At 51.7% G+C, this 26,695-nt stretch carries 20 protein-coding genes; 6 read left to right on the top strand and 14 right to left on the bottom strand.

The genetic code is table 11. The annotated features are described in order from the left end of the window. The first annotated feature begins 164 nt into the window (after positions 1–164). Positions 165–413, top strand: coding sequence for a DUF7667 family protein (locus MHI45_RS29125; protein WP_076113282.1), 249 nt, complete (start codon positions 165–167; stop codon positions 411–413). 94 nt (positions 414–507) lie between these two features. Here the strand turns inward: MHI45_RS29125 and MHI45_RS29120 are convergent, their stop codons facing one another. The 11 genes from MHI45_RS29120 to MHI45_RS29070 all read right to left on the bottom strand — a co-directional run bounded on the left by MHI45_RS29120 (position 508) and on the right by MHI45_RS29070 (position 12,633). Next, on the bottom strand, positions 508–2,367 hold the full coding sequence (locus MHI45_RS29120; protein ID WP_076113281.1) for an ABC transporter ATP-binding protein: 1,860 nt from the start codon (positions 2,365–2,367) through the stop codon (positions 508–510). Continuing rightward, positions 2,357–4,132 (bottom strand): ABC transporter ATP-binding protein, encoded by a 1,776-nt coding sequence (locus MHI45_RS29115; protein ID WP_076113280.1) that lies wholly within the window; start codon positions 4,130–4,132, stop codon positions 2,357–2,359. Before MHI45_RS29115 ends, MHI45_RS29120 begins: the two co-directional genes overlap by 11 nt. Positions 4,133–4,629: 497 nt before the next feature. Further along, positions 4,630–5,178, bottom strand: a complete 549-nt coding sequence (locus MHI45_RS29110; RefSeq protein WP_076113279.1) for a dihydrofolate reductase family protein — start codon at positions 5,176–5,178, stop codon at positions 4,630–4,632. Between the two features lie 155 nt (positions 5,179–5,333). Then, on the bottom strand, positions 5,334–6,731 hold the full coding sequence (sufB, locus tag MHI45_RS29105; RefSeq protein WP_038588545.1) for a Fe-S cluster assembly protein SufB: 1,398 nt from the start codon (positions 6,729–6,731) through the stop codon (positions 5,334–5,336). 20 nt (positions 6,732–6,751) lie between these two features. Beyond that, complete coding sequence (sufU, locus tag MHI45_RS29100; protein ID WP_038588542.1) at positions 6,752–7,189, bottom strand: Fe-S cluster assembly sulfur transfer protein SufU; 438 nt, start codon at positions 7,187–7,189, stop codon at positions 6,752–6,754. Continuing rightward, positions 7,176–8,402, bottom strand: coding sequence for a cysteine desulfurase (locus tag MHI45_RS29095; RefSeq protein WP_076113278.1), 1,227 nt, complete (start codon positions 8,400–8,402; stop codon positions 7,176–7,178). The genes sufU and MHI45_RS29095 overlap by 14 nt, the downstream gene beginning before the upstream one ends. Then, complete coding sequence (gene sufD, locus MHI45_RS29090) at positions 8,399–9,700, bottom strand: Fe-S cluster assembly protein SufD (RefSeq protein ID WP_340899554.1); 1,302 nt, start codon at positions 9,698–9,700, stop codon at positions 8,399–8,401. Before sufD ends, MHI45_RS29095 begins: the two co-directional genes overlap by 4 nt. 28 nt (positions 9,701–9,728) lie before the next feature. Beyond that, a complete protein-coding gene (gene sufC / locus MHI45_RS29085) occupies positions 9,729–10,511 on the bottom strand; it encodes a Fe-S cluster assembly ATPase SufC (RefSeq protein WP_038588534.1) in 783 nt (260 codons plus the stop codon). Between the two features lie 230 nt (positions 10,512–10,741). Continuing rightward, on the bottom strand, positions 10,742–11,314 hold the full coding sequence (locus tag MHI45_RS29080) for a DUF1802 family protein (RefSeq protein ID WP_341118425.1): 573 nt from the start codon (positions 11,312–11,314) through the stop codon (positions 10,742–10,744). A gap of 183 nt (positions 11,315–11,497) precedes the next feature. Beyond that, positions 11,498–11,959 (bottom strand): Dps family protein, encoded by a 462-nt coding sequence (locus tag MHI45_RS29075; protein WP_076113275.1) that lies wholly within the window; start codon positions 11,957–11,959, stop codon positions 11,498–11,500. 371 nt (positions 11,960–12,330) lie between these two features. Next, positions 12,331–12,633, bottom strand: a complete 303-nt coding sequence (locus MHI45_RS29070; protein WP_076113274.1) for a YunC family protein — start codon at positions 12,631–12,633, stop codon at positions 12,331–12,333. A gap of 201 nt (positions 12,634–12,834) precedes the next feature. Between MHI45_RS29070 and MHI45_RS29065 the strand changes: the two genes are divergently transcribed. Further along, on the top strand, positions 12,835–13,341 hold the full coding sequence (locus MHI45_RS29065; RefSeq protein ID WP_340899557.1) for a hypothetical protein: 507 nt from the start codon (positions 12,835–12,837) through the stop codon (positions 13,339–13,341). 90 nt (positions 13,342–13,431) lie between these two features. Here MHI45_RS29065 and MHI45_RS29060 read toward each other — a convergent pair whose 3' ends face one another. Beyond that, entirely contained in the window at positions 13,432–13,809 is a 378-nt protein-coding gene (locus MHI45_RS29060; RefSeq protein WP_038588519.1) for a DUF423 domain-containing protein, read from the bottom strand. A 172-nt stretch (positions 13,810–13,981) separates the two neighbouring features. On the opposite strand from MHI45_RS29060, the gene MHI45_RS29055 reads away from it, so the two are divergent. Then, positions 13,982–14,446: a hypothetical protein gene (locus tag MHI45_RS29055; protein ID WP_144024441.1), complete on the top strand. Its 465-nt coding sequence runs from the start codon at positions 13,982–13,984 to the stop codon at positions 14,444–14,446. Between the two features lie 107 nt (positions 14,447–14,553). Here the strand turns inward: MHI45_RS29055 and MHI45_RS29050 are convergent, their stop codons facing one another. After that, on the bottom strand, positions 14,554–15,441 hold the full coding sequence (locus tag MHI45_RS29050; RefSeq protein ID WP_340899558.1) for a hypothetical protein: 888 nt from the start codon (positions 15,439–15,441) through the stop codon (positions 14,554–14,556). Between the two features lie 173 nt (positions 15,442–15,614). Next, positions 15,615–17,207, bottom strand: coding sequence for an amidohydrolase (locus tag MHI45_RS29045; protein ID WP_340899559.1), 1,593 nt, complete (start codon positions 17,205–17,207; stop codon positions 15,615–15,617). Positions 17,208–17,349: 142 nt separating this feature from the next. Here MHI45_RS29045 and MHI45_RS29040 point away from each other — a divergent pair, with 142 nt between their 5' ends. The 3 genes from MHI45_RS29040 (at position 17,350) to MHI45_RS29030 (ending at position 26,567) form a co-directional block, all read left to right on the top strand. After that, the gene (locus MHI45_RS29040) at positions 17,350–17,997 is read left to right on the top strand and encodes a hypothetical protein (protein WP_076113268.1); all 648 of its coding nucleotides are present in this window, start codon (positions 17,350–17,352) and stop codon (positions 17,995–17,997) included. Positions 17,998–18,162: 165 nt separating this feature from the next. Beyond that, a complete protein-coding gene (locus tag MHI45_RS29035) occupies positions 18,163–24,885 on the top strand; it encodes a DUF7507 domain-containing protein (RefSeq protein ID WP_083675849.1) in 6,723 nt (2,240 codons plus the stop codon). Continuing rightward, the gene (locus MHI45_RS29030; protein WP_076113267.1) at positions 24,882–26,567 is read left to right on the top strand and encodes a DUF11 domain-containing protein; all 1,686 of its coding nucleotides are present in this window, start codon (positions 24,882–24,884) and stop codon (positions 26,565–26,567) included. Before MHI45_RS29035 ends, MHI45_RS29030 begins: the two co-directional genes overlap by 4 nt. Positions 26,568–26,695 lie beyond the last annotated feature (128 nt).

Below are 26,695 nucleotides of genomic sequence, written 5' to 3'. Positions count from 1 at the left end.
GCACAAAAAAAAGCGATTTCAAGATTTTTGTGTTCTTTTAGTCAAAATTTTATTATTCCCGGTGATTCTGCATGGTTTGGATTAACCACCGCATGGCGAGGCTTAAGAAGAGGCAGTGATTGAAGTTGTTTGCGAACTGCTCACAACCTTTGAGGAGGAAACCTATGCTACCGGTTCATCAGCGTCTGGCAGAGCTTTATACTGCAAGCTGCAGGCGCCCGCTAACGGCGGCCGAAGAAGCCGAGCAGCGCCATTGCCTGCAGGTGAACACCATGTATTGCTGGGAGATGGCAAGGCTCACCAATGAGGCTGTTCTTGCTGCGCATACAGAGGACACCGAATGGCAGCAGGAGATCAGCGCACAGATGTTTGAAGTGCGTATTTCCGGCAAAGTTGGGAAACGACGTGAATAGAAATCCCATCTTATCCGCTATTGTAAATAGGATAATCCAAAAAAAAGAGCAGCCCCTCCAGCAATTCTCATGCCGGATGGGGCCGCTCTTACTTCTATAAGAAGCGGAACTGCGCTTCGATTAAACCGTTATAAATGCCATCTCTGGCGGTAAGCTCGGCATGATTGCCTTCTTCCTTGATCTCCCCGTGATCCAGCACGATAATTTTATCGGCGTGGCGGATCGTTGACAGACGGTGGGCCACGATAAAGGAAGTGCGGCCCTGCAGCAGAATCTTCAACGCTTCCTGAATTTTGATCTCCGTCTCGGTGTCAATACTCGCCGTAGCTTCATCCAGGATCAGAATACGCGGATCGGCCAGGAGTGCCCGGGCAAAGGAAAGCAGCTGACGCTGTCCCATGGACAGCGCACTCCCCCGCTCCTCCACCTCAGTTTCGTAACCGCCGGGCAGTTTCATGATGAAATCATGGGCATCCACTGCCTTGGCGACCTCTTCAACCTCCTTATCGGTGGCATCCAGCCGCCCGAAACGGATGTTGTCGCGGATCGTTCCTGAGAAGATAAACGTATCCTGCAGCACGATACCAATCTGCTCCCGGAGACTCTGCAGGGTAACCTCACGGACATCCTTGCCGTCGATAGTAATATCGCCGCTCTTAATGTCATAGAACCGGCCGATCAGGTTAATGATCGTACTTTTACCGGAGCCCGTGTGGCCCACAAGTGCGATCGACTGGCCGGCCTTGACGTCCAGATCAATACCCTTCAGCGCCGCACGGCCCTTTTCATATTCGAAGATGACCTTGTTAAAGCGGATATCCCCTTGAATCTTCGGCAGCGGTGTTGCCCCCGGTTTATCCTGAACCGAAGGCTGCTCATCCAGATACTCAAAGATCCGTTCTGAAGACGCCATTGCTACCAGCAGCTGATTGTACATCTGTCCCAGTCTGTTGATCGGGTCCCAGAAGTTGCTCACATACGTACTGAATGCCACCAGGTAACCGACGGTCAGCTCTCCGGATTGGATCAAATATGCCCCCAACCAGAACAGGATCATGGTGCCGAATCCGCCTGTTATTTCAATAATCGGGCCAAAGGCCTGGTTCATCGCTGAAGCCTTGTTCCATGATTTCCGGCTGTCCATGTTCATGGCGTCAAAGTAATGCATATTTTCCTGTTCCTGTGTGTAGGCCTGTGTTACCCGGATACCTTGAATCGACTCATTCAAATGTGAATTGATCCGCGAGTTCTTCATCCGCACATCCTGCCAGGCAATCCGGATCTTCTGCCGCAGCTTGGTTGAAACCAGGAACATAACCGGCACCGTAACCATCACGGCAAGCCCCAGTTTCCAGTTGATCAGCAGCAGAATCACTGTAATGCCGACCAGTTGAACACAGTCGATCATTAAATTGACGACCCCGTTGGTGAACAGATCCTGCAGGGAGTTAATATCATTCGTCACCCGTACCAGTACCGAGCCGGCCGGGCGTTTATCGAAAAAGTTAAAAGATAGCTTCTGGATATGCCGGAACAGGTCCGAGCGTAAATCATAAATAACCCGTTGGCCGATAACATTGGTATATTTGATCCGGTACACCCCTGCAATCCACTGGATCAGGTACAGTACAATTACACTTACCGTAAGTGTGTACAGTAACGTTAAGCTGGGGTTTCCCTCTTTCGGGGCAATTGCCTTGTCAATAGCCATACTGGTCAGAAAAGGGACCGTGAGCTTCGTGACTGTGCCCAGAACCATCAGAGCGGAGACGAGCGGAAGCATCTGCTTCGCGTAAGGCTTCATATATCCGAACAACCTCGTGAACTGCTTCCAGTCAAAGGATTTGTCGATCTGGTCGTCATCCTTGTATACAAAGCGTTCCTCAAGCGTCTGTTCCTCGGTTTTATTGTGCTTTGCACTAGCCGCTGTGGCTTGTTTGGCTTCAAGCTTCATGCTGAATCCCCTCCCCTCTCACCGAATTCCGGGCCAGATAATCGGCGTATTGAATCCGGTACACATCCTGATACGGGCCGGGAACTTCAATCAGCTCCGCATGTGTTCCCTTTTGAACCATCCGTCCTTCATCCATCACGATGATCTGGTCGGCATGACGCAGAGAGGAAATCCGGTGGGCAATGATCAGCGTGGTCCGTCCGCGCATAACCTCCTGGAAGCCGGTCTGGATCTCATGTTCCGTCTCCATATCCACGGCACTCGTGGCATCATCCAGAATGAGGATACGCGGATTCTTAAGCAAGGCACGTGCGATAGCAATCCGCTGCTTCTGTCCGCCCGAAAGTCCCATCCCCCGCTCGCCGACTACCGTGTCATATCCATCAGGCATCTCCATGATGAAATCATGCGCTTTGGCAAGCTGTGCCGCCCGGATGATTTCCTCCATGCTCACATTTTTGAGGCCGTAAGAGATATTATTGCGGATAGAGGACGAGAACAGGAACGTCTCCTGAAACACAGTCGAAATCTGCGAACGCAGGCTGCGAATATTGTACTCCCGGATATCCACGCCATCCAGTGTAATGCTTCCTTTATTTACATCATAGGCGCGCATCATCAACTGGGTAATCGTCGATTTGCCGGAGCCGGTACCGCCGAGAAACCCGATAACCGCACCCGGCTCCGCTTCGAAATGAATGTCTTTTACAGCCGGCATTTTATTCCCGTACGCAAATGTAACATGGTCGAAAATGACCTCGCCCCGCACCTCGGAGGATACAAGCTCGCGGGCATTCTCCTTATCCTTTACATCAATCTGCTGGTTAAGGACTTCAAGTACACGTTCTCCCGAAGCTTTGGATTGCGTATAGTTGTTGATATGGAAGCCAAGACCCCAGACCGGACCGATAATATACCAGATCAGACTGAAGAAGGCTACCAGTTCACCCAGTGACATGCGGCCCTTGATGACCAGCGTTCCGCCGACACCGAGCAGAATGGCTATACTGACGGAGGCCAGAAGCTCCATGACCGGGAAAAATTTGCTCCACAGCTCGGCGGCAAAAATCTGGTTATCCTTATAACGTTCATTACGGTGCGAAAATTTCTCAACTTCATAAGCCTCTCTGGCAAACGATTTGACCGTCCGTACACCTGTAATATTCTCCTGAACAGCCGTGGTCAGAGAGCTGAGGGCCAGCCGCATCTCCTGAAAGGCCGGATGAATTTTCGATTCGAATCTGAGTGCTACTGCAGCCAGAAAAGGCATAGTGATCAGTGTGACGAGCGTAAGCTGCCAGTTGATCGTGAACATCATAATAGACCCAAACAGCACCATAAAAAATACATTCAGCAATTGGGCGAAGCCGAAGCCGATGAAATTCCGGATCGCTTCAAGGTCCCCGGTCAGCCGGGACATCAGGTCACCAGTCTTTGCCGTATCATAGTAGCGGAAAGACAGAAATTGCAGTTTCTCATAGCAGGCATTGCGCAGCCGGTAGGCCAGAAAGTTACCCAGCCGTCCTCCAAAAAAACCATGCGCAAACTGCAGGCAAGCTTTGACGATTACCACGGCCAGTACAGATAGAGCGAGTACGGGCACCTCAGTAAACTTCAGGGGAACAATCACATCATCAATTAACCTTCGTAGCAAATTCGGGGTAATAAGCCCCACTGCAGTTGCGGCAGCCAAGCATAAAATCGACAGAATCAGATAGTGCAGCTTCTCCCGATAAAAGCCCCGCAGTTGCCTGAGAACATCCATATCTCTCCTCCTTAAAGCTTTACGAAGTAAAGCTTACTTCGTAAGCATGAACTTAGCTTTACGAAGCAAAACTCACTTCGTAAGCATGAACTTGTTCCTACTGGGCGGCGCCTGCCCCGTAAGATACATTTGGCTTGCGATGCAAATCTCACATCGCAAGCCAGCTTTTTTAGCGCTTCCATTTTAGGGACTTTAAGCAGTTTATCACCCATAATTTAATGCGGCAAAGGGTAGAAAACGCCGTTTTCCACGTTTTTCCCGAATAAAGATGGCTTATATGATAATAAAAGGATACCTATAGCTTTAATTGCTTCCATTTCCTCGCAAATACTGTTCAATTAAGCAAACACAAGATTCAGGGTGTATTTTTATGCATATTTCATCCATTTCCGTGAAGCTTGTTACAACAAAAAAACGCAACAGCCAAAACATGGGGTTCATGTTCCAGCGGTAGCGTTTTTGCATTGCATTTTGTTGTTTCCTCTGCTGTACAGATGTTAGTTCTTTGCAGGCCGGTAGCAGACTACTGCGACACCGGAGGAGAACCGCTTGGTCTGCACCAGCTCAAAACCCTGCTTCTCCAGCCCATCTCCAAAGAGACGTTTGCCCTTGCCCAGCACCACCGGAAACACCATTAACCGGTACTCATCCACGAGACCCAGCGAGATCAGGGACTGCACAAGCGTGCAGCTGCCAAACACGAGAATGTCTCTGCCGGGCTGCTCTTTCAGCTTCGTGATTTCTTCCACCAGATTGTTCTTAATCAGAGATGAATTGTTCCACCCGGCTTCTGTTAGAGTTGTGGAGACTACATGTTTGGCATAACCATTCATCATCTCGCCGTATTCCCCGGTCTGCTCCAGCATATTAGGCCAGGCAGCCGCAAAGCCTTCATAGGTTACGCGCCCCAGCAACAGCGCATCGGCAGCTTTTAACTCCGCGAATTTAAACTGATCCTGCTCATCCGAGCTGTATTGAAAGGTCCACTGCGGGTCCTCCATTACACCGTCAACAGTTAAAAATTCAGACACAATCAAGTTTCTCATGTGGGCCTCCTGAATACGTAGTGGGCAAAAGCAAAACATGTGCCCGGCAGGCCTGAAAGATAAGAACATCAGGGCTGCTGCGGACACACATTATGGTGGCAACTATAAATATTAATTTAAATTGTAGGGAGGTGGAAAACCTTAGTGCAGCAAGGTTATCCGATACTTCCTTCCATTTCGAACTTGATGAGACGGTTCATTTCGACCGCATATTCCATCGGCAGTTCTTTGGTGAACGGCTCGATGAAGCCCATGACGATCATCTGTGTGGCTTCGGCTTCTGTGAGACCGCGGCTCATCAGATAGAACAGCTGCTCCTCGGAAACCTTGGATACCGTCGCTTCATGCTCCAGCACGATATTATCGTTCATGATCTCATTATATGGAATCGTGTCCGAAGTGGACTGGTTATCCAGAATGAGCGTATCACATTTGATATTCGATTTCGCGCCTTCCGCCTGACGGCCGAAGGAAGCGAGTCCGCGGTAAGTTACCTTGCCGCCGTGCTTGCTGATCGATTTGGATACGATCGTCGAAGTCGTGTCCGGTGCCAAATGGATCATCTTGGCGCCTGCATCCTGGTGCTGGCCTTTGCCTGCCACTGCAATCGACAATACGGAACCTTTGGCTCCCCGGCCTTTTAACACAACCGCAGGATACTTCATTGTCAGCTTGGAACCAATGTTGCCGTCCACCCATTCCATGGTAGCATTCTCTTCAGCAACCGCACGTTTGGTTACGAGATTGTAGATATTTGGTGCCCAGTTCTGAATAGTAGTATACCGAACACGGGAGTTCTTCATACACAGAATTTCAACAACGGCACTATGCAGGGAATTAGTGCTGTAGATTGGTGCGGTACAGCCTTCTACGTAATGCACAAAGCTGTCCTCATCCGCGAGGATCAGCGTACGCTCGAACTGACCCATGTTCTCGGAGTTGATACGGAAGTAAGCCTGCAGAGGCACTTCGCATTTCACACCCTTCGGAACATAGATAAAGCTGCCCCCCGACCACACGGCACTGTTCAGTGCAGCAAACTTATTGTCTGTCGGCGGAATGATCGTGCCGAAGAATTTCTTTAACAGCTCGGGATGCTCACGCAGCGCAGTATCAGTATCGGTGAAGATAACCCCTTGGTCTTCAAGGCTCTTCTGCATGCTGTGATAAACAACCTCAGATTCATATTGTGCTGATACACCGGCGAGGAACTTCTGCTCCGCTTCCGGAATACCCAGCTTATCGAAGGTTTCTTTAATCTCGGAAGGAACTTCCTCCCAAGTTTTTCCTTGCTTCTCGGAAGGTCTTACATAGTACTGAATGTCTTCGAAATCCAGATCATCCATGTTGCCGCCCCACTGAGGCATCGGCATCTTGCGGAATTGCTCCAGAGCTTTCAGGCGGAAGTTCAGCATCCATTCCGGCTCGTTTTTGATTGCGGAGATTTCCTTCACAATTTCGGCCGTAAGTCCTTTACCAGACTGAAATATCGACTTGTGCTCATCACGGAACCCGTACTGGTATTCCTCCATATCAGGCGCTTTCTTAGCCATGGTGTCAGCCTCCTTGTTATCTAATGTTGTTGGTGTTCTTCTTCGACGTCTATTCCTTTGCGAAGCGCGTTCCATGCCAATGTGGCACATTTGATCCGCGCCGGAAATTTATTAACACCGGAAAGGGCTTCTATATCTTCATAGTCTCCGAAATCTACTGTCTCACCCTTCATCAGGGAGGAGAACTTGTCAGCAAGCTCAAGCGCATGCTCTATAGTCTGTCCCTTGACGGCTTCCGTCATCATGGAAGCCGACGACATGCTGATCGAACAGCCTTCGCCGCTATACCGGGCATCTTTGACGATGCCGTCCTCTACCTTAAGCTGCAGCGTAATCCGGTCGCCACAGGTCGGGTTGTTCAGCTCAATCTTCACAGCGTCGTCTGCAAATGAACCACGGTTCCGGGGATTTTTATAATGATCCATAATTACGCGTCTATACAAGTCATCCAAGTTCATAGGCGAAATACTCCTTTGCCTTGATTAAAGCTTGGACCAGCGCATCTACATCCTGTTCCGTATTGTAGAGGTAGAAGCTGGCCCGTGCCGTTGAGCTTACCTCAAGCCAGCGCATCAGCGGTTGGCAGCAATGATGGCCGGCGCGGACGGCAATACCTTCCGCATCCAGCACCGTCGCCACATCATGCGGATGCACATCACCCAGATTGAACGTGACTACACCCACCTGACGATTACGCGGGCCATACAGCGTCAAGCCGTCAACCTCTGCAAGTCGCTGCTCCGCGTAAGCGGCAAGCTGGATTTCATGACGGTGAATTTCATCCAGTCCGATCTCCTGCAGGAAATCAATTGCTGCTCCCAATCCGACGGCACCGGCGATAATCGGTGTCCCGCCTTCGAACTTCCAAGGCAGCTCTTTCCAAGTGGATTCATAAAGACCGACATCATCAATCATCTCGCCGCCGAACTCAACCGGCTCCATAGCTTCCAGCAATGCCTTCTTGCCGTACAAAGCACCGATGCCGGTCGGGGCCAGCATTTTGTGACCGGAGAACGCATAGAAATCGCAATCCAGCTCCTGGACATCGACCTTCATATGCGGCGTGCTCTGTGCTCCGTCCACCACGATAACTGCACCCTTGCGGTGAGCAATGGCTGCAAGCTCTTTAACCGGATGGGTAACCCCCATAACATTGGATACATACGCGATGGCTACGATTTTGGTCTTGTCCGTAATCGTATTCTCGGCATCCTCCAGGGTGATCGTTCCATCCTTCTGCAGTGGAAGAAATTTCAGGGTTGCCCCAGTCTTCTTGGCCAACTGCTGCCATGGAATAAAGTTGCTGTGATGCTCCATCTGGGTGATGACAATTTCGTCGCCTTCACTAAGAACAGCAGGGCCATAAGAAGAAGCCACTATATTTAACGCTGTCGTTGTGCCGCGGGTAAAGATTATCTCCTTCGTGCTGCGGGCATGTATGAACTTCGCAACCTTCTCGCGGGCTCCCTCATAAGCATCCGTAGCCCGGCTGCCCAGAGTATGCACACCGCGGTGGACATTGGCGTTATCCCATTCATAATAGGATTTCACCGCTTCGATGACTTGGCGCGGTTTCTGTGAAGTTGCCGCACTGTCCAGATAAACCAGCGGATGGCCGTTAATCTTTTGATTCAGGATGGGAAATTGCTCCCGGATGTTACTGTTAATCATTGGCCTAACTTCCTTTCCACAAGAGATTGGAGCTGATTGCGCAGTCCCTCCAGTGGAATTTGCGACACTACCGGTGCCAGGAAGCCGTATATGATCAGTGTTTCTGCATCGTGCCGTGTAATTCCGCGGGACATCAGGTAAAACACTTGCTCGTAATTGACCCGTCCTACGGAAGCGGCATGGCCGGCTGTTACATCATCTTCATCTATAAGAAGGATCGGGTTGGCGTCGCCGCGTGCTTTCGGGCTCAGCATCAGAACTTTTTCGGTCTGCTGTCCATCGGCTCTTGTCGCACCTTTTTCGATCTTCGTAATTCCGTTAATAATAGAAGTCGCAGAATCCCGCATAACAGCACGGGTAATCATGTCACTCGGCGTATTCTTGCCGAAGTGCTGTGCCTGAGTCGTATAGTTCAGCTTCTGCGAACCCGATCCTACCGCGATCACTTTGGCATCGGAGCTTGAACCATTGCCTTTCAGCACCGACTTCGTGTCACTCGCTGTATCGCCGTAGTTCATTTCGCCGACAATCCACTCAATAGTTCCATCGTTCTCAACAACTGCACGGCGGTAGGTCACATCTGTAGTGTCCACGCCAAGCTGATGTACCGAGGCAAAGCGCACTTTGGCGCCCGCACCTACAAATACTTCAACCGCACCGTTATGCAGTCCGGCTTCCGTTTTGTCGGATACATAGTTGTCTACATAGGTTACTGAGCTGTTCGATTCGGCAACCACCAGAATATGCGGAACGAAAGCAGCTTCCGCATCGTCCGTCAGCAGCACCGCTTGCAGTGGAGTGTCGATAACCACATTTTTGGGAACATAGAGGAATACTCCGCCGTTCCACAGGGCGGCATGAAGTGCAGCAATGGAATGCTCGTCTGGCAGCACCGCCTTATGCAGATAACGCTGGACAAGATCTCCATGCTCTTTGACTGCTGTCTGCAAATCGGTAAAAATCACGCCTAGCGCAGCAAGCTCAGGAGACAGCCGTGTATAGACAGCGCCTGAATTACGTTGAATAATCAGACTGCCTTCCTCCTGACCCTGAATCAGGGCAGTTATGGAAGCAGGTGCTTCACTAAGTGCTGTAAAAGGCTGGCTTGCTTTGTAGGTTCCATAGTTGTTCACGTTCCAGCGTTCAATCCGTGTCTTTTCCAGTTTCGGCAGCTCCAAGCTTGCTGCCAGTTCCAGCGCCTTTAACCGGCTGTCCTTCAGCCAGCTTGGCTCGCCGCTGCTCTGCGATAATTCGCTGAGACGTCCGGCATCCACCGGAAGAATGGTTTGCGTCGTCATAAGTGGTTTCCTCCTTCCTGGCGTCTCTTTAAGCTTCCTGTCCTACAGTTTCATCTTCAATGCCGAGTTCTTCTTTAACCCATTCATAACCTTCTGCTTCCAGACGCTGCGCGAGTTCAGGTCCGCCGGATTTCACAATGCGGCCCTGCATCATAACATGCACGTAATCAGGCGTGATGTAGTTAAGCAGACGCTGATAGTGGGTAATAACCAGGAAACCGCGTTCCGGGCTGCGCATCGAGTTTACACCTTCAGCGACAATTTTGAGTGCATCAATATCAAGGCCGGAGTCAATTTCGTCAAGAATGACGATCTTCGGATCCAGCATCATCATTTGGAGAATTTCGTTGCGTTTCTTCTCGCCGCCCGAGAAGCCTTCGTTCAGATAACGGTGCAGGAATTCCGGATTCATATCCAGTTCCTTCATCTTAGCTTCCATCTGACGGATGAAACGGATGAGGGAGATTTCACTGCCTTCTTCACGGCGCGAATTGATGGCACTGCGCAGAAAGTCGGAGTTGGTTACTCCGCTGATCTCGCTTGGATATTGCATGGCCAGGAACAAACCGGCGCGTGCGCGTTCATCTACTGCCATCTCCAGCAGGTCTTCACCTTCCAGCACAGCCGTGCCTTCAGTTACTACATACTTTGGATGACCCATGAGTGCCGAAGCCAGTGTACTTTTACCTGTACCGTTCGGACCCATGATAGCGTGAATTTCGCCGCCCTTCATCTGAAGATTGATACCCTTCAGAATTTCTTTTCCTTCGATTGTCGCTTTTAGTCCTTCAATGACAAAATCTGCTGCCATAATAATTATTCCCTCCACTCATCAATTTGCAAAATCAGAAAGCTGTATTGAAACAGGGGATCCCTGTTTGCCAGCACAATTAGATTTTATATCACATTATAATTATTATAAAGTGAATTACAGTGATTATCAATGATTCTCACTAATTTTATTACAAAGGAAGTTTTTTTACAAATATCTATTTTCAATTTTCATACCCGTCATCCACGTTTAGCGCTTTTCTCAGCCTGTTACTGTCCAAGGGCAGAGATGATTTCCTCTTTCCTGATCCGGAACTCTTCGTCGCCCAGAACCGGGCGCAAGTTGCCGGCTTCAGGCGGGGACTCCAGTTCAATCCAGGAGCGGCAGCCTGAATACTCCGGCAGCACTTGAATAATGGCGGGAGCCTCGGGAACGTATACACGAAGCAGCAGGACATGAAGCGGTTCCTTCGCTTTCCAGCGCAATCTTTCGGACGCAAGTCCTTCGCTCCAGATGTGATAGGGATACAGCCGTTCCAGCTGATTCAAATCACGAACCTCCAGATCAGCAGCAACTTCAGCGTATGCATTCAATGAAATCACAGCGGGGTCAGCGCCGCCTGCTTCCAGTGTCTGGCCGACGAGCGGGCGGTATGGCTCCTTCAGCAGTTCGGCACGTTGGTGTTCATAAGTGGGATAGAGATAGAACGAAGGGCTTTTAAGTTCAAAACGCCGTGTTTCTTCCTCTATCCCCCCTTTGCGCATCAGCATAATCATCCGTCCTTCTGTCAGCGTTTGGATAGCTGAGGCCCATTCTTTTAAAGCTACGGGGTTAGCGTTCAAGGACAATCACTCCTTCCACTCATCCTGTTCAAAATTATCATCTTCACTATAAATTATATCCCTTGCCGCAGGAGTCTACAAATTTCGCAGCCTGCCAACGCTCATGCCACAGTAACACAAAAACAAAGCCTCCGCACAGGAGGCTTTGCAGAATTTCAAATGTAATTTCGGGTCAGGCTGGAATCAGCCCAGGAACGAGCGCAGCATCCATTGCTGCTTCTCCAGATCGGAGCGGATCTTGATGAACAAATCGGCTGTCGGCTGATCGCTGGCGTTCTCTGCAAGCTCAATGCCTTCCGCAAGTTCTTCGGATACCGTAGCAAAATCTTCAATGAGGGATTGGACCATGCCCCGGGCATCTTCTTTGCCCGTTGCTTCCTGAATGGTGGCAATCTCCAGATATTCTTTCATTGTAGCTGCAGGGCTGCCTTTGATACTCAGCAGGCGTTCAGCAACTTCATCCATTTTCAGCGTAATATCATCATAAAGCTCTTCAAATTTCACATGCAGGGCGAAAAATTGTTCGCCTTTGACATACCAGTGAAAGTTATGAACTTTAACGTACAATACATTCAGGTTCGCAACTTGACGGTTGAGGACTTGTTCCAATGATGCAGTGTTTACTTTGTTAGATGCTTTAGCCATGATATGATCCCATCCTTATCCATAATTTAGCCGGCTGCTTGTCCAAGGTCCGGCCTTGCAATTGTCTATACTTACTTTACCCTTCCAGCGGTTAGCCGAAACAAAATGGAAGCCACATCTGCAGTGAAATCGAGCTCTCTCCGAGGGCTTAAACCAGCTCCTTATCCGTAGGATGACCAAGATTGCCTGCCTTATGCCCTTTAACTGCCCGCATAAGTGGAAACGGATACCGTCCTCAAAAGGACGGTATCCGTTTCAGCGAGAAATAGAAGGATAATTTATAGCGTAAAGCATATAAAAATGCTTATATTTCAACAAAAGGGCCCACTGGGGACCCTTGCAACACGCCAAATTATTACCTTCATTACCGCTCAAAGCATGCGGAGCAATGCCTCACTGCCTGCCATCCCCGGCACAATCCCAAGATTTTCCGCCTCTATAGTAACAGACTCCAGCGGAGCTGCCAGGAGCTGCGCCAATGTGCGTACGCCTACGGCCCGTGCGGCAATAATCTGCCGGTCACTAAGCATCTTATTCAGCAGTCCCACATCCAGCGCTCCGCACATAATATACCCTCGGCTTGTGCTGATGGTGAGCAGCGTTGTTTTGGGAAGTTTCACCTCGACTCCAACTAAGGTGTGATCTCCGACCTGAATAGGTTCTATGGTAACCAATAGCAGCGCCTCCTTTTTTCGTCATCCACGCTCTATGTGTATGCGGAGCCCTTTTGCTGTGTGTGGACGATGGTCCTATATCCTAATAAAATACAGAGACTTTAAGCCTTATTTCCAAGCAAAGAAGTATATGATTATTGTTTATTTAATGGTATAGTTTATTTACTTTACGAATCGATTTAGTAAAAAGCTGGGGGATTTATGGACAAGAAACTACAACACACGGACGGAAATTATTTATTTAACGTCGACATCCTGATTAATGCCCGTACCAACCCGCTTGCACTGCAATATTTACTTGAAATGTTGAATAACAGCGACAAAATCACAGATTTCAACATTAACTCAGGTCTTGAGCTGGGAAGAACCATTGACAACCTTCTACGTTCTGCGAAGATAGCTCTGCAACAAGAGTCAGCCCCTCCAGTTCCATTTAAATTGCCAGTGAAGCCGGCGGACAAACAACCGGAAAAACCCACAGAGGATAAGCCGTCAGTGGAAAGCCGTGCGGATGCTTATGGAAAGATCAGACAGTACATTCAGAACAATCAACTGGTCCGTATTCGGACGAACCGTCATGGCAAGCAGATGTCCATGCCCTGCCGTATTCTAAATTTTGATGAAGCGGCCAACTCGATAAGCATCTACCACGTTGATGAGAAACAGGTCTATACCTTTAACCTCAATGAAATTGACGAATTTCATTAGCACGAACCTGTGCAGCACAAACAAGCACCCTACCGGAATGGCATTCCGTGAAAGGTGCTTGTTTTATTTGCTTATGCCATCCGGCTGGCTTCAGTTCTTACGGGAAAGGGCTTCCCAGGCCAGACATATCCAGCCGGCAATAAAACATACGCCGCCGAGCGGGGTAACCGCTCCAAGGATTTTTATTCCGGTAATACTCAGTACGTACAAGCTGCCGGAGAAGAGAACAATTCCTGCGATCAGCAGCCTGCCGCTCCAGCGCAGGCGGACACTCTCTCCCCATTGTCCTGCAATAATCGCGACCAATATCAGTCCCAGTGCATGAATCATATGATAATGCACACCGGTTTCATACACCTTCATGTAATCCTCGCTGATCGAAGCCTTCAACATATGCGCTCCGAATGCGCCGATCCCCACTGCCAGCATAGCCAGCAAAGCTCCCCAGGCGATAAATCTCCGTTGCATAATCAGAATACAACTCCTTATTATTGGACTTCCCCTATCTTACCTTATCGGCAGGGGTCAATTCCAGCGGAGTTCCGGGATTTTTTCAATGTGGGACTTGCATTTGAAGCGTTCTTATGAAAAAGTGGATAGTATCAATAACCCATTCTTTTACAAGGAGCTCACTTTTATTATGGACTATAATCCTCCACCAAAATCCGATTCACAGGAAACCCGGCAGGACAGCCTATTTCCAGGACAAAATGATCTGTCAAAACCTGAAGTGCCTTACACCTACCAAGAGAATAAACGTGATTTCAAACATTCCGGCCCGGGTATCGCCTCTTTCGTGATCGCGATGGTCACATTTATCGGTTATGCGATTACTTTTGTGATGGTAGGGATGCAGGCTTCCTCCATTCTTAGTGAAAGCAACAGCATCATCAATGAGTCTGCAGGAACGTTCATGTTTCTGGGGTTGACCGTATTGATTCTTGCAGCTGTTAATGTAATCGGAGCAGTTGTCGGAATTATCGGGCTGACTCTCCGCAACCGCCGCAAAGTGTTCGCCGTTATCGGCACCATTATCAATGCTATCATCCTTCTGTTGTTCATGCTGCTCATTTCTACCGTTCTGGTCAATGCCGGCTCCTACTGATTATCCCGCTATTTACTTCCATTTATAGAAAAGAGCCACTCCCGTTGATCGTGGAGTGGCTCTTTTCTTATTTAATACTGCAACTTAAGCTGAAATGCAGGCACCTGCTAGCGGCTTACGATGGAATCCAGCGATGCGTAGACATGTGGCCCGAAGCCTTCCGAGGCCTCTCTCTGTGGAATATTGAGTTTGATCATGTAGCCCTGACCGTCAATTTCCTTGACGATCGTTTGCCGGGTCAGGCCGGAACCTGTTGCGGTCAAATATAAGCGCAGGTCAGACATTCTGAGATCACGCTCTTCCTTGCTGAGTGCTGTCACCTTGCCAGTAACAGACAATTCCTTACGGCCTTCCTGCTCCAAAAGATCGAGATTAAAATCAGAAGGCAATTTTTCAATTTCGGCGTAATAATCAGGATCCACCTTCATAGATAACCGGTTGCTTGCCGCATCAAAGGTAAAGATATCAAATACATAAAGCGAATAACCTTCTCCGTCCGCAAGCGTGGCAGTCTTCTCTTCCGCCATGCCTTCCAGCGTAAGCTTCATGGTTCGGGTCTCCGGCAGTTTGGCCGCCGGGGCTGCCCCTTCTTCCGCCTTGGACAGCTTGGAAAGAATCCGCTGGACGACGGAAGGATCACCCTCCACCGACTTTTCTACATATTCAAAAACTACAGGGTCCTCCATCTCAAGACCTTCAAGCACACTCTCGGTGCCAGCATCCAGTTCAAAAGCGGTAGGGCCTTCTTCCGTTTCTATTTCAATCGAATGACTGTCAATTTGACCGACATAGCTGCCGGTTCCTTGGATGACCTGTGCTTCAGCAGTAGCGGTAGGACTAGGTGCAGGCGCTGCTGTGTTTGTCGCTGGTGAAGGAGAAACCGTTGCCGAAGGCTCACCCGGAGCCTCAGCAGGAGTGTTGCCTCCGCAAGCGGTTAATGTCAGCATCAATACAGCGACTGCCGCAATAGCCGGTAATGAACGTTGTGATTTCATGTTGACTGCCTCCTCATAGACGTGCGGTATGGTCAATATCTGCTTGCTACCCTTATTAACGTTTAACCCATAGTCGGGGTTGCATAAACTTTGCCGAAATTGGTGGGGAGCGCACTAGAAGTGTATGAGGCGGCATTTCTTCAGCTCATCATCCGGTACCCGGACTGCTTTTTTCATTGCGCACAGTAGGCGATTTTCCCATTGACCACAGTCATCCGTACTTTCACCAGCAGCAGTTCCTCGGGATCACTCAACACGTCACGGTCAATTACCGTGAAATCCCCCTGCAAGCCCGGTGCGATACGTCCGCGTTCCCGCTCTTCTCCCGCGGCAGCCGCACTGCCCGTTGTGAATAGACCTATCGCCTCCGGGATGCTCAGCTTCTCACCCGGCAAGTAGCCCTCATGGGATTCCCCCGGCTTGCGCCGGGTAACGGCAGCGTGCAGCCCAAGAAATGGATTCAGCGGTTCAATCGGCGCGTCACTGCCACCGGCACAGGTAATTCCGGCCTTCATCAGCTTATTCCAGGCATACAGATGCCCTGTTCTTGCCGGGCCTACCCGTTCCAGCACCCAGGGAAAGTCACTGGCCACAAAACGCGGCTGGATATCGGCAATGAGCCGAAGTCCGCGCATTTGCTCCACCAGTGCGCCATTCAGCACCTGGGCATGTATGAAGCGGTCCGGCAGGCCGGCTTCCGGAGACAGCCGGTGATGGTCCATCGCAGCCAGCGTCATCCGGGCTGCCGCATCTCCGATTGCATGCACAGCAACCGGGAATGACAGCCGTCTCGCCGCGCCGACAATTTCATTCAGCTTCTCCTGTGTGTGGATCGCAATGCCGGATGTATCCGGGGCATCGCTGTAAGGCTGCTCCAACAGTGCGGTCCGTCCGCCGATGGCACCGTCGGCGAACAGCTTGACCGCACCAAGCCGCAGCCACTCGTCACCGCTGCCTGCCTGCAGCCGCAGCTCCTCCACCTCCTGCAGATAGCCATAATACAGCAGCTGGTGTGTGCGGAAGAACAAGCCTTCTTCGCGCAGCTCACGGTGAATCTGCAGCATCGTCTCCACACTGTCCAGCAGCCGCAGATCCTCTGTATGCACGGCTGTAAGCCCCAGGGAGAGCGCGTCGGCAATTCCCCGGCGGACCGCATTCTTCTTGGCGGCATAATCGGGCACCGGCTGCACGGCATTAAACGGCTGTGAGGCATCCTCATAAACCCAGCCGTTCAGCTTCCCTTCAGCGTCACGTCCGTAAGCTCCGGAAGCAAAGTCCGGTGTGGATTCGGTCACGCCTGCCCGCCTGAAAGCCTCGCTGTTGCCGAGGAAGGCATGAAAGCAAGTGCGCGTAAGGAATACGGGATGCCGCTCTGTCACCGCATCCAGCTCAGATATATGCGGCGCTGCGGCAGGCCGGAATTCATTCTCGTTCCAGTTCAGCCCGAGGATCCATTCCCCGGCAGGCGTAATCTCTGCGCGTCTGGCAATTGCATGCAGCATCTCTTCTTTGGAGGTCATACCCGTGAAATCCAGCATGTCCAGCTTCATCCCGTGCATGCCCAGATGCACATGCGCATCGGTCAGACCGGGCAGCACATAGGCTCCGTCCCAATCGACAACGGTGTATTCTCTGCCGCTAAGCTGCAGGGCCAAATCCCTGCCCTCTCCAACGGCAGTGATCCTGCCGTCCTCCACGTATACAGCATTATCGCCGGGGTGGCTGCGAAATGGCAGAACGCCATTTTTAAATAAGATTGCGGTCATGTACTTCTGCTCCTTTGTTATAACAACTTTTATATTAAAAGCATGTTTCTTTCAATCTATGGGCATGAGCCGGAAGCATGCAACTGCGGAATTAATACTATGGTGAAGAGCCTTATTTACGTTCTAAAAAGGAGTGGTTTCCTTGAAAATCGATATCGGCTGCGGTTCCGCTAAAGAATTGGGTTATCTGGGAATCGACTGCATTTCATACCCCGGGGTGGATCTGGTCTGCGATATTAATAAAGGCATTCCACTGCCGGACAATACCGCCGAATTCATTATGGCCAGCCGCGTTCTGCCCTATGTAAACAATCTATTTGCGGTGATGAAAGAGATTCACAGGATCTGCATCCATAAAGCCGTTGTCTGCATTCTTGCACCTTATGCACATAGCTTCCCTCACGTCTCCAATCCTTTTTTTAAACAAAAATTCGACGAGTACACTCCCCGGTATTTCACAAACCGCTTTTTCCAGCCTTCCGCAGGTCCGCTCTCTCCGGTGATTCCCGATTATCCGGTCCCCTCTCCGCCCTTCGATTACAGACTGCTGCGGATGGAGCTGTTCTATCAATACCCGTTTAACGACTCGCTCTACGAAGCAGAAGAGCTTGAGATTCTCAAGACGCTGCAATCTAATGTAGTTCATGAAATCATGTACCACTTTGCCGTCATTAAGAAAGAAATCACCCCGGAGGAGCTCGAAACCATGAGCAGGAATCATTATCCAGAACCGCGTGTGCTGCTGGAACGGCGGCTTCTCTCACAGCATAGACAAGATTTCAGCAAGTAGAAAAATAAATATGATTTTTTAAAAAATCCCCCGTGGACAAACAATTATGCCCGTCACCCGTCATAGGCTAATATACCACAAGAAATTTGGCACATCGTCCTTATCCAGGAGACGGTCTGCTTTTTTTCGTCTAAGCAATTGCGCAGTTCAGCAACCTTGAAGGAGGTGAAAATCATTCCTCTAGTCGTTCGGGCTACGATTAACGCAACCGGCGCAATCACATTTACCGGCAATACACTTGGACTAAGCAGATCCGAAACGGCCGGGGTTCCCGGTACACAGGATAGTATAGGTGCATTCAGTACGGTCAACACAGCCTCTGTATTCGGCACCTATCCTGCCGGTACGACCAGCCTGTACCAGAACAACAGCTCAGCCGCCATACTGACGCTTCCCGCAGGAAGCACAGTGCTGTACGCAGAACTGATCTGGGCCGGCTCCTATATTAACGGCTCGGTTAATCTCAGCGCCTTCATCAATAATCCGGTCTCCTTCACCACACCCGCAGGGACAACGGTCAGTGTTTCTCCTGATGCGGCTACAGCTAATATAGTTGACCTGGGAGGCGGCGCCTCCGCCTATGTACGCTCAGCCAATGTCACCAGCATTATTCAGGGCGGCGGTGCCGGAACCTACACGGTCGGCGGTGTCGTAGGCACCATCGTTATCACGGGTGATGCAACCGCCAACCATGCCGGCTGGACACTTGGTGTGATCTACCAGAACCCCTCCCTCCCTTTCCGCAATATGTCGCTGCGGGCAGGAGCTGTGCTTGTACAAGCCACTTCAGCCCCGGTTGTCACGACCATTACGGGTTTCGCCACACCAGTCACCGGTGCTCTGGGCGGACGCATCTTGTTCAGCGCGCAGGAAGGCGACGCGAACCGTTCAGGCGACCAGGCGCTGTTCGGCCCGACCTCCGCCACACAGGTGGCCTTGTCGGGTCCCAACAATTTTGCCAACAACTTTTTTGCTTCGCAGATTAATAATGACAGCGGCGCTCTGAGTACGACCGGAACCTTCGGAACCCGCAACCAGACCAATGGCAGTCCAGGCACCAATATCATCGGTGGACGTCAAGGCTGGGACATAACCAACGTCGACGTTTCGGCAAGACTGGTGAACAACCAGTCCTCTGCACTGCTGACGTTGACCACCTCTGGCGACGCCTATGTAGTCAACGCGAATGCGCTCCAGATCAATATTAACGCACCGGTAATCACGCTGACCAAAGGCTCCAATGTGGCCGGTCCGATCGTCGGTGATAACATAACCTATACCGTTACCATCAACAACACAGGTACTGCCAGCGCTACGAGTGTGGTACTGTCGGATACACTGCCAACCGGCTTGACCTTTGTAGCCGGAAGTGTTGTGGTCGCCGGTATTTCCAGGCCTAGCTATGATATTTCAGCCGGCATTCCCTTAGGATCACTGGCACTCAGCTCTTCTGTAACGGTTACATATCAGGCCAGAGTGACCTCGCTGCCGCCCAGTCCGCAGACGATTGCCAACTCTGCCAATGCCGCATTTACCTTCCAGAGTGTGGCCGGCGGCCCCATTGTTTCGGGAGTTATCCCTTCCAATACAGTAACGGTTCCAGTGTACTCGCCGGTTCTGGGTATGGTCAAAAGCGCCAACACCGTCAACGCAACCGTTGGCGATGAGATTACCTATTCCGTGCAAATCTCCAACACGGGAAATATCGGTGCGTCCACGACGCTGACTGACAACATCCCTGCCGGAAGCACCTACGTTCCCGGGAGCTTTACTGTCAACGGGACTCCCCTGGCAGGCAATCCCGCCACGGGCATCGCAATCGGCACGATTGCCGCCGGAGGAAGCTCCACCGTTCAGTTCAGGGTTGCCGTGAACAGTCTGCCGTCGCCGCCGCGGTTAACCGACCAGGCCGCTGCAGCCTATACCTTCCTGGTGCCTGACGGTCGTACAGTGGCCGGTTCGGCGGCATCGAATACGCTGACCATTCCGGTGACACTGCCCAATGTTGCAGTGGTCAAGAGCACCAGCTTCCCTGACGTTGCGGTAGGGGACACTTTGACCTATACCTCCGTCATCAGCAACAACGGGATTTCGGCGGTAACACATGTGGTCCTGTCCGATCCGATTCCTGCAGGTACCACCTTTGTTCCGGGCAGCGTGACCGTTTCCGACTCAGCCCGTCCTGCCGCAGACCCGGCAACGGGAATCTCTGTGGGAGCAATTCCTCCTGGCAACAGCGCAACCGTAGCTTTCCAGGTGACGGTCACCTCTGTACCGGGAACCGGACAGCTGTCCAACCGTTCTTCGGCATCCTATAGTTCCGGGCTGTTTACAGGCATTTCCCAATCCAACATCACCACAACACCTGTGTATCAGCCTGTCATTGGCATTGTCAAAAGCGCAAGTCCGGCCAGTGCGACTGTAGGCGGCAACGTGCTTTACACCCTTCAGGTGCAAAACACAGGGAATCTGGCAGCAACCGTCACCCTAAGCGACAATATCCCCGCCGGCTCTACCTTTGTTGCGGGAAGCGTTACAGTGAACGGTTCCGTTCGTCCTGCGGATTCTCCGCTCACCGGAATTCCACTAGGGGCCGTAGCTCCCGGTTCTACGGTAACCGTCAACTTCCTGACCACGGTGCAGTCACTGCCCTCTCCGGCGGTATTGACCAACCAGGGAAGCAGCAGCTATACCTACCAGTTGCCCAGCGGGCGTTCCCTCAGCGGGGAAAGCCTCTCCAATACGGTCAGCATCCCGGTTTCAGCACCGAACATCACCTTATTCAAGACAGCCAATCTCTCCGCCATCGCTGTCGGGGAGAATATAACCTATACCGTAGCGGTGTCCAATCCGAGCGGGGTAGCTGTAAACAACGTCGTCCTGTCTGATCCAGTACCCGCGGGAGGGGTATTCGTGGCCGGGAGCGTCACGGTGAACGGGGCAGCTGCACCATCCGCCAACCCGGGGGCGGGCATTGCTCTTGGGACCATCGCGGCAGGGGGAAATGTGATCGTCACCTTCAAGGTGATTGCTGCCTTCCTGCCAAATCCCGCCGAACTGAATAACCGGGCCAGCACATCTTTCACGGCAGGAGCGTTCAGCGGAACTGCACTGTCCAATACAGTGACGACGCCGATCTTCATTCCGGTCATCAATCTCGTTAAAAGTGCCAACAGCGCCCAGGCTTCGGTAGGCAGCTCCCTATCCTTCTCGATCCTGGTCAGCAACACCGGTAATATCGCTGCCACGCTGAACCTGACTGACAGTTTGCCGCCGCAAGCAGTATTTGAACCGAACAGCGTCATCATTGGCGGAACACCGCTTCCCGGTTTTGACCCGGTAACCGGAATCCCGGTAGGTCCGCTTGTGCCGGGCGATAGTGTCACCGTCAGTTTTCTGGTCACCGTGACGGCGCTGCCCCCGGGCCAGCAGTTGCCCAATTCAGCAGCTGCCGCAATCAGCTTCACTCTGCCTGACGGACGGCAGCTCGGAACAACTGCTGTTTCGAACACGCTCAGTGTCCCTGTCTCCGCTCCCAATGTCAGTATCGTCAAAAGCGTGAACGCCATTGATGCCGTTACGGGTGACATTCTTAAGTTCACCTCGGTGCTGACAAACACCAGCATCGCGGCTGTCAGCAACATCATTCTCAGTGATCCTCTGCCTGAGAATGTTACCTTCATTCCCGGAACCGTAATTGTGGGCGGCGTTTCCCAGCCGCAATCAGTTCCGTCCGCCGGCATTCCAATCGGCAGTCTGGCCCCAGGGGCGTCAGTCGCCGTAACATTCGAGGTGAGGATAACAATGCCGATTCCTTCACAGATCAACAACCAGTCGACCGTCAGCTTTACCTCCGGTGTATTCTCCGGTTCTTCCTCTTCCAACGTAACCACGACACCGGTAATACAGCCGCAGATTTCCCTTGTCAAAAGTGCCAATGATCTTAATGCAACAGTTGGCGATACCATTATCTACACGATTGTTGTCAGCAATACAGGCAATCTGGCTGCGAATGTTACTTTGACTGACAACATTCCCGCAGGGACCACCTTTGATCCCAACAGCGTCATCGTCGGAGGCTTCCCGCAGCCGGGAGCCGCACCCGATACCGGTATTACCGTCGGCACCGTAGCTCCGGGGGCCAGTGTTACCGTCAGCTTCACTGTCTTTATTGTTTCCTTGCCTTCACCACAGCAGCTTGTCAATCAGGCCTCATCCTCCTTCACTTTCACTCCGCCTGACGGCCGGCTGCTTACGGGTACGGCTGTATCCAACACGGTAACTATCGCGGTCTCCGCTCCCAACCTTTCCGTAGTGAAGAGCACTCCTGCAACAGCAGCTGCCGTTGGAGATACGATTGCCTATTCCGTAAGCATTACCAATACCGGAATCGATCCCGTAAATAATGTATTGCTCAGTGACCCCGTGCCTGACGGAGCCTCATTTATACCCGGCAGCGTATCAGTAAACGGAGTGCCTTTCCCCAATGCCAATCCGTCTTCCGGGGTTGCGATCGGAACGTTGGCCTCCGGCGCAACTGCAATCGTCTCTTACAGCGTAACGGTCATTTCCGTTCCCGCTGACGCCTCTATTGACAACCAGGCGACCGTTACCTATACCTCTGGTATTTTCTCAGGTACTACTTTGTCGAACCCGGTAGCCGTTCCCGTCTTCCAGCCGAATGTCTCTGCGGTTAAAACGGCCAATACGACAAATGCTACAGTCGGTGATACCGTTACCTATACCTTGACTGTCAGCAACACCGGGAATTATGGAGCCGCTCTGACTGTAACAGACAATATTCCGTCAGGCACCACCTTTGAGCCCAACAGCGTCCTGATCAACGGGCTGCCTCTGCCTCAAGCAAATCCGACTACTGGCATTGCCGCAGGAACTGTCGCTGCGGGAGCCACTGTCGCTGTCTCCTTCTCAGTCGTGATTACCTCACTGCCGTCTCCGCAGGTGCTAATCAATCAGGGAACCGCTTCTTACAGCTTTACATTGCCTGGCGGACGCACAATCAACGGTTCGGCACTCTCCAACACGGTCACGATTCCTGTATCCAGCCCGAATCTCGCCGTGCTCAAATCCACCGTGACAACAGCAACTACCGTCGGGGACACGATTACCTATTCTGTGACATTGACCAATAACGGGATCGCAACCGTCAATAACGTCGTCTTTACGGATGCACTTCCTGCTGGTACCGCCTTTGTGCCGAACAGTGTGCTGGTAGACAGCGTCGGGCGGCCCGGAGCTTCACCCTCTACCGGGGTAACCATAGGCAGTATCGCTCCCGGAGCTTCAGTGACCGTAGTCTTTACTGTAACCGTAACTTCGCTGCCGGCAACCGGACTGCTGAACAATCAATCCTCCGTCAGCTTTACATCCGGAGCACTTTCCAACGTAGGATTTTCCAATATTGTCACCACACCGGTCTACGAGCCGATAGTTGCAGCAGTCAAAAGCGCAAGCTCCGTCAACGCTACTGTCGGGGATACCATTACCTATACCGTAATTGTAAACAATACAGGCAACTATCCGGCTACAGCCACTTTGACCGATACGATTCCGGCAGGAACCCTACTTGTGGCAAACAGTGTGCTGATTAACGGATTCCCGTCCCCGGGAACCGATCCCGCAACCGGCATTCCACTCGGTTCTATTGCTGCCGGTACCAGCTTGACAGTCACTTTCTCCGTTCTGATCACTACGCTGCCGCCAAGCCAGCAATTGACCAACCAGGCTACCATCACCTTTGCGTATACCCTGCCGGACGGCCGGACCTTCAACGAATCGGCAGTCTCCAACATCAATCAGATTTCCGTTTCATCGCCTAACGTATTGGTATCAAAGGCCTCCACTGCAACAGATGCCGTAGTAGGTGATACCGTTCCCTACACAGTCACCGTTACCAATAGCGGGATTGCATCGGTCAACAATGTCGTGCTTAGCGATCCGATACCACCGGGAGCTTCCTTTGTCACAGGCAGCGTAGTTGTCGACAGCACTCCTCTGCCGGGAGCGAACCCGGCCAATGGAATTTCCCTTGGCACTCTGGCTCCGGGAGCTTCTGTCCAGGTCTCCTTCAATATTGTTGTTACTGCGCTGCCGAATCCGCCGAGCCTTAACAACCAGGCGTCCGTGAGCTTTACCTCCGGTGCTTTCTCGGGTGCTTCCTATTCCAATAACCTGATTACTCCGGTGTATCAGCCGATCATCAATATCCTAAAGAGCGCAGATACAGCAAATGCAACCGTCGGAGACACTGTCACTTACTTCTTTAGCGTCACAAACACCGGGAACTTGCCGGCTGTGGTTACCCTTACGGACTCCATCCCTGCAGGAGGTGTATTTGTTCCAAACAGTGTGCTGGTGAACGGTGTGCCGCAACCAGGAGCCGATCCGGCAGCTGGAATCAACCTTGGAACGGTTGCCCCTGGAGCTACAGTCGTCATGACAGTCACCCTGCAGGTTACCGTGGCTTCGCTGCCTTCACCGCAGCGACTCGTCAACCAGGCAGCCGCAACCTTCACGTTCACGCCGCCGGACGGACGACTGCTCTCAGGCTCTTCCTTGTCCAATGTACTTGTGATCCCTGTATCGTCTCCGGACGTCACCGCAGTCAAGAGCACACCGGCTATCGATGCCGTAGTCGGCGACATCCTTACCTATACAATTGTAGTGACGAACAACGGTATCGTCGCCGTCAACAACGTTGTGCTGGTTGACCCGATTCCTGCTGGAAGCCAATTCGTTGCGGGCAGCGTTACCGTAGACGATATCGTCCGTCCTGGGGCCAACCCCGGATCAGGTGTTGTCATCGGCACGATTGCTGCCGGAGCTTCAACGACGGTGACCTTCAAGGTTCAGGTAATCGCAACATGACCCCTGCCTCATTTCCTCAACCTGTCGTGACGAATCAGTCCATGGTACTGTTCAGCTCGGCAGCGGGTATAGACGCTATAACCTATTCCAATACCGTCCATACCCCGGTCCTCAGCCCCGTACTTTCCTTATTCAAAAGTGCAGACAAAACCAGCGTCTCCCTTGGGGAGACGCTGGTATACTCGCTTGTTGCCAAGAACAGCGGCAACGTGGCTGCACTGGCAACGATCAGAGATATTCTCCCTGAAGGTGTATCCTTCATTGCTAATAGTGTGCTAAGAGACGGAGTCCCCCTTCCCGGGGTATCTCCGTCTTCCGGCATACCGCTGGGAACAATATCACCGCAGGCACAGGTCCGCATCGCCTTCCAGGTCATTGTCGTTTCGCTTCCGCCTTCACTGGAGCTTCGCAATGAAGCCAGGGGATTTTATTCGTTCACTACACCGGAAGGCAGGCTTGTGCAAAGCGAAATCCGCTCCAATCCGGTAAGAGTTTCTTTGCTTTCCTACCAGCTCTCCACCCTTCTGGCCGCAAGTACTCCGACTACATTTACCGGAGATGTAGTCACTTATACGCTGCTGCTCAGGAACGAAGGAGCACGGCTGCTGAACGATACTATCGCATTCATTCCCGTGCCGGATGGTGCCATTTTCGTTCCGGGAAGTGTTGTCGCCGGGGGGATCTATTATCCCGATGCTGATCCGGCAGAAGGAATCCGGCTGGGGGTCCTAAGTACAGACACAGCCGCCGAAATTTCTTTTCGCGTGCGGATCACATCGGTCCCTGAGAATTCCGTATTAACAACGCAGGCGCGCACCACTTACCAAGTAGATGAGGTTACTGAGGTTACCGAGAGCAATACCGTGGAAATATCCATTGTCCAGGCAGGCGTTACGGTCAGTCTGAAGGTTGATCGCTACAGCGTGGCGCCTGGAGACAACCTGCATTACAAGTTCACCGTACAAAACAGCGGAAATCTGGCTGTAAATGCTGCACTGGTGGATGCAATTCCTGCAGGAACATTGTTCATCTGGGACAGCGTTATGGTTGACGGTGTGCCCATGAAGGGGATTAGACCGGGAGAATTCATCCCGCTGGGCACGATAAGAGCCGGCTCTGTGGTCCTCGTGGAGTTTCTTGTGTCCATCCCTGCAGCCACTGACATCAAGCAGACCCCGGCGGTGCAGAACCAAGGCAATCTGCAATATACCTTCACACTGCCAGACGGACGAAATGTAAGACTGGTTGCCCGCTCAAATGCGGTTACTACCTTGATTCTCTCGCCGGCCATATCCATTGAGATGAGTGGTGAACCGCCAATTGTCGAGCCTGGTGGGACTGCCCAATTCAGGATTTCAGTGACCAACAGCGGCAATTATCCTGCTGACGTTTCTGTCATCCGGATCGTGCCCCAAGGAAGCCTAATTGAGTCCGACATCGTTACAATCAGCGCCCTTACCTCACCTGAATCCTCTTACCGGGGTACGGTGGCGATGGGCACAGTGCAAGCTGGCCAGACGGTCTATCTCACTTATTTTGTCAGAATCAATGACGATTTCATGGGCCGGGCCCTTCAAGGCTCCTCGACCGCGCTGTACCTGTTCACGATTGACGGCCGGAGATATTCCGGGGAATCCCGGTCCAACAGCTATAGGCTTTTTATTGAAGAGATCAGTGAATAAGGGATTAAAGTTCCCTGATCTGCAGTTTATACCCATTGATATCTTCACATATCCTCCCTACCCCTGAATATACTTTAGTTACAGCATGCCTCAGAGTCACTCTCTTTAAGAAGCATGTGCTTACGCCC

The sequence above is a fragment of the Paenibacillus sp. FSL H3-0321 genome (assembly GCF_038002865.1).
GTDB lineage: Bacteria > Bacillota > Bacilli > Paenibacillales > Paenibacillaceae > Paenibacillus_AQ.
The sequence above is the reverse complement of the archived record's forward strand: the minus strand, read 5'-3'. Positions and strand labels throughout refer to the sequence as shown.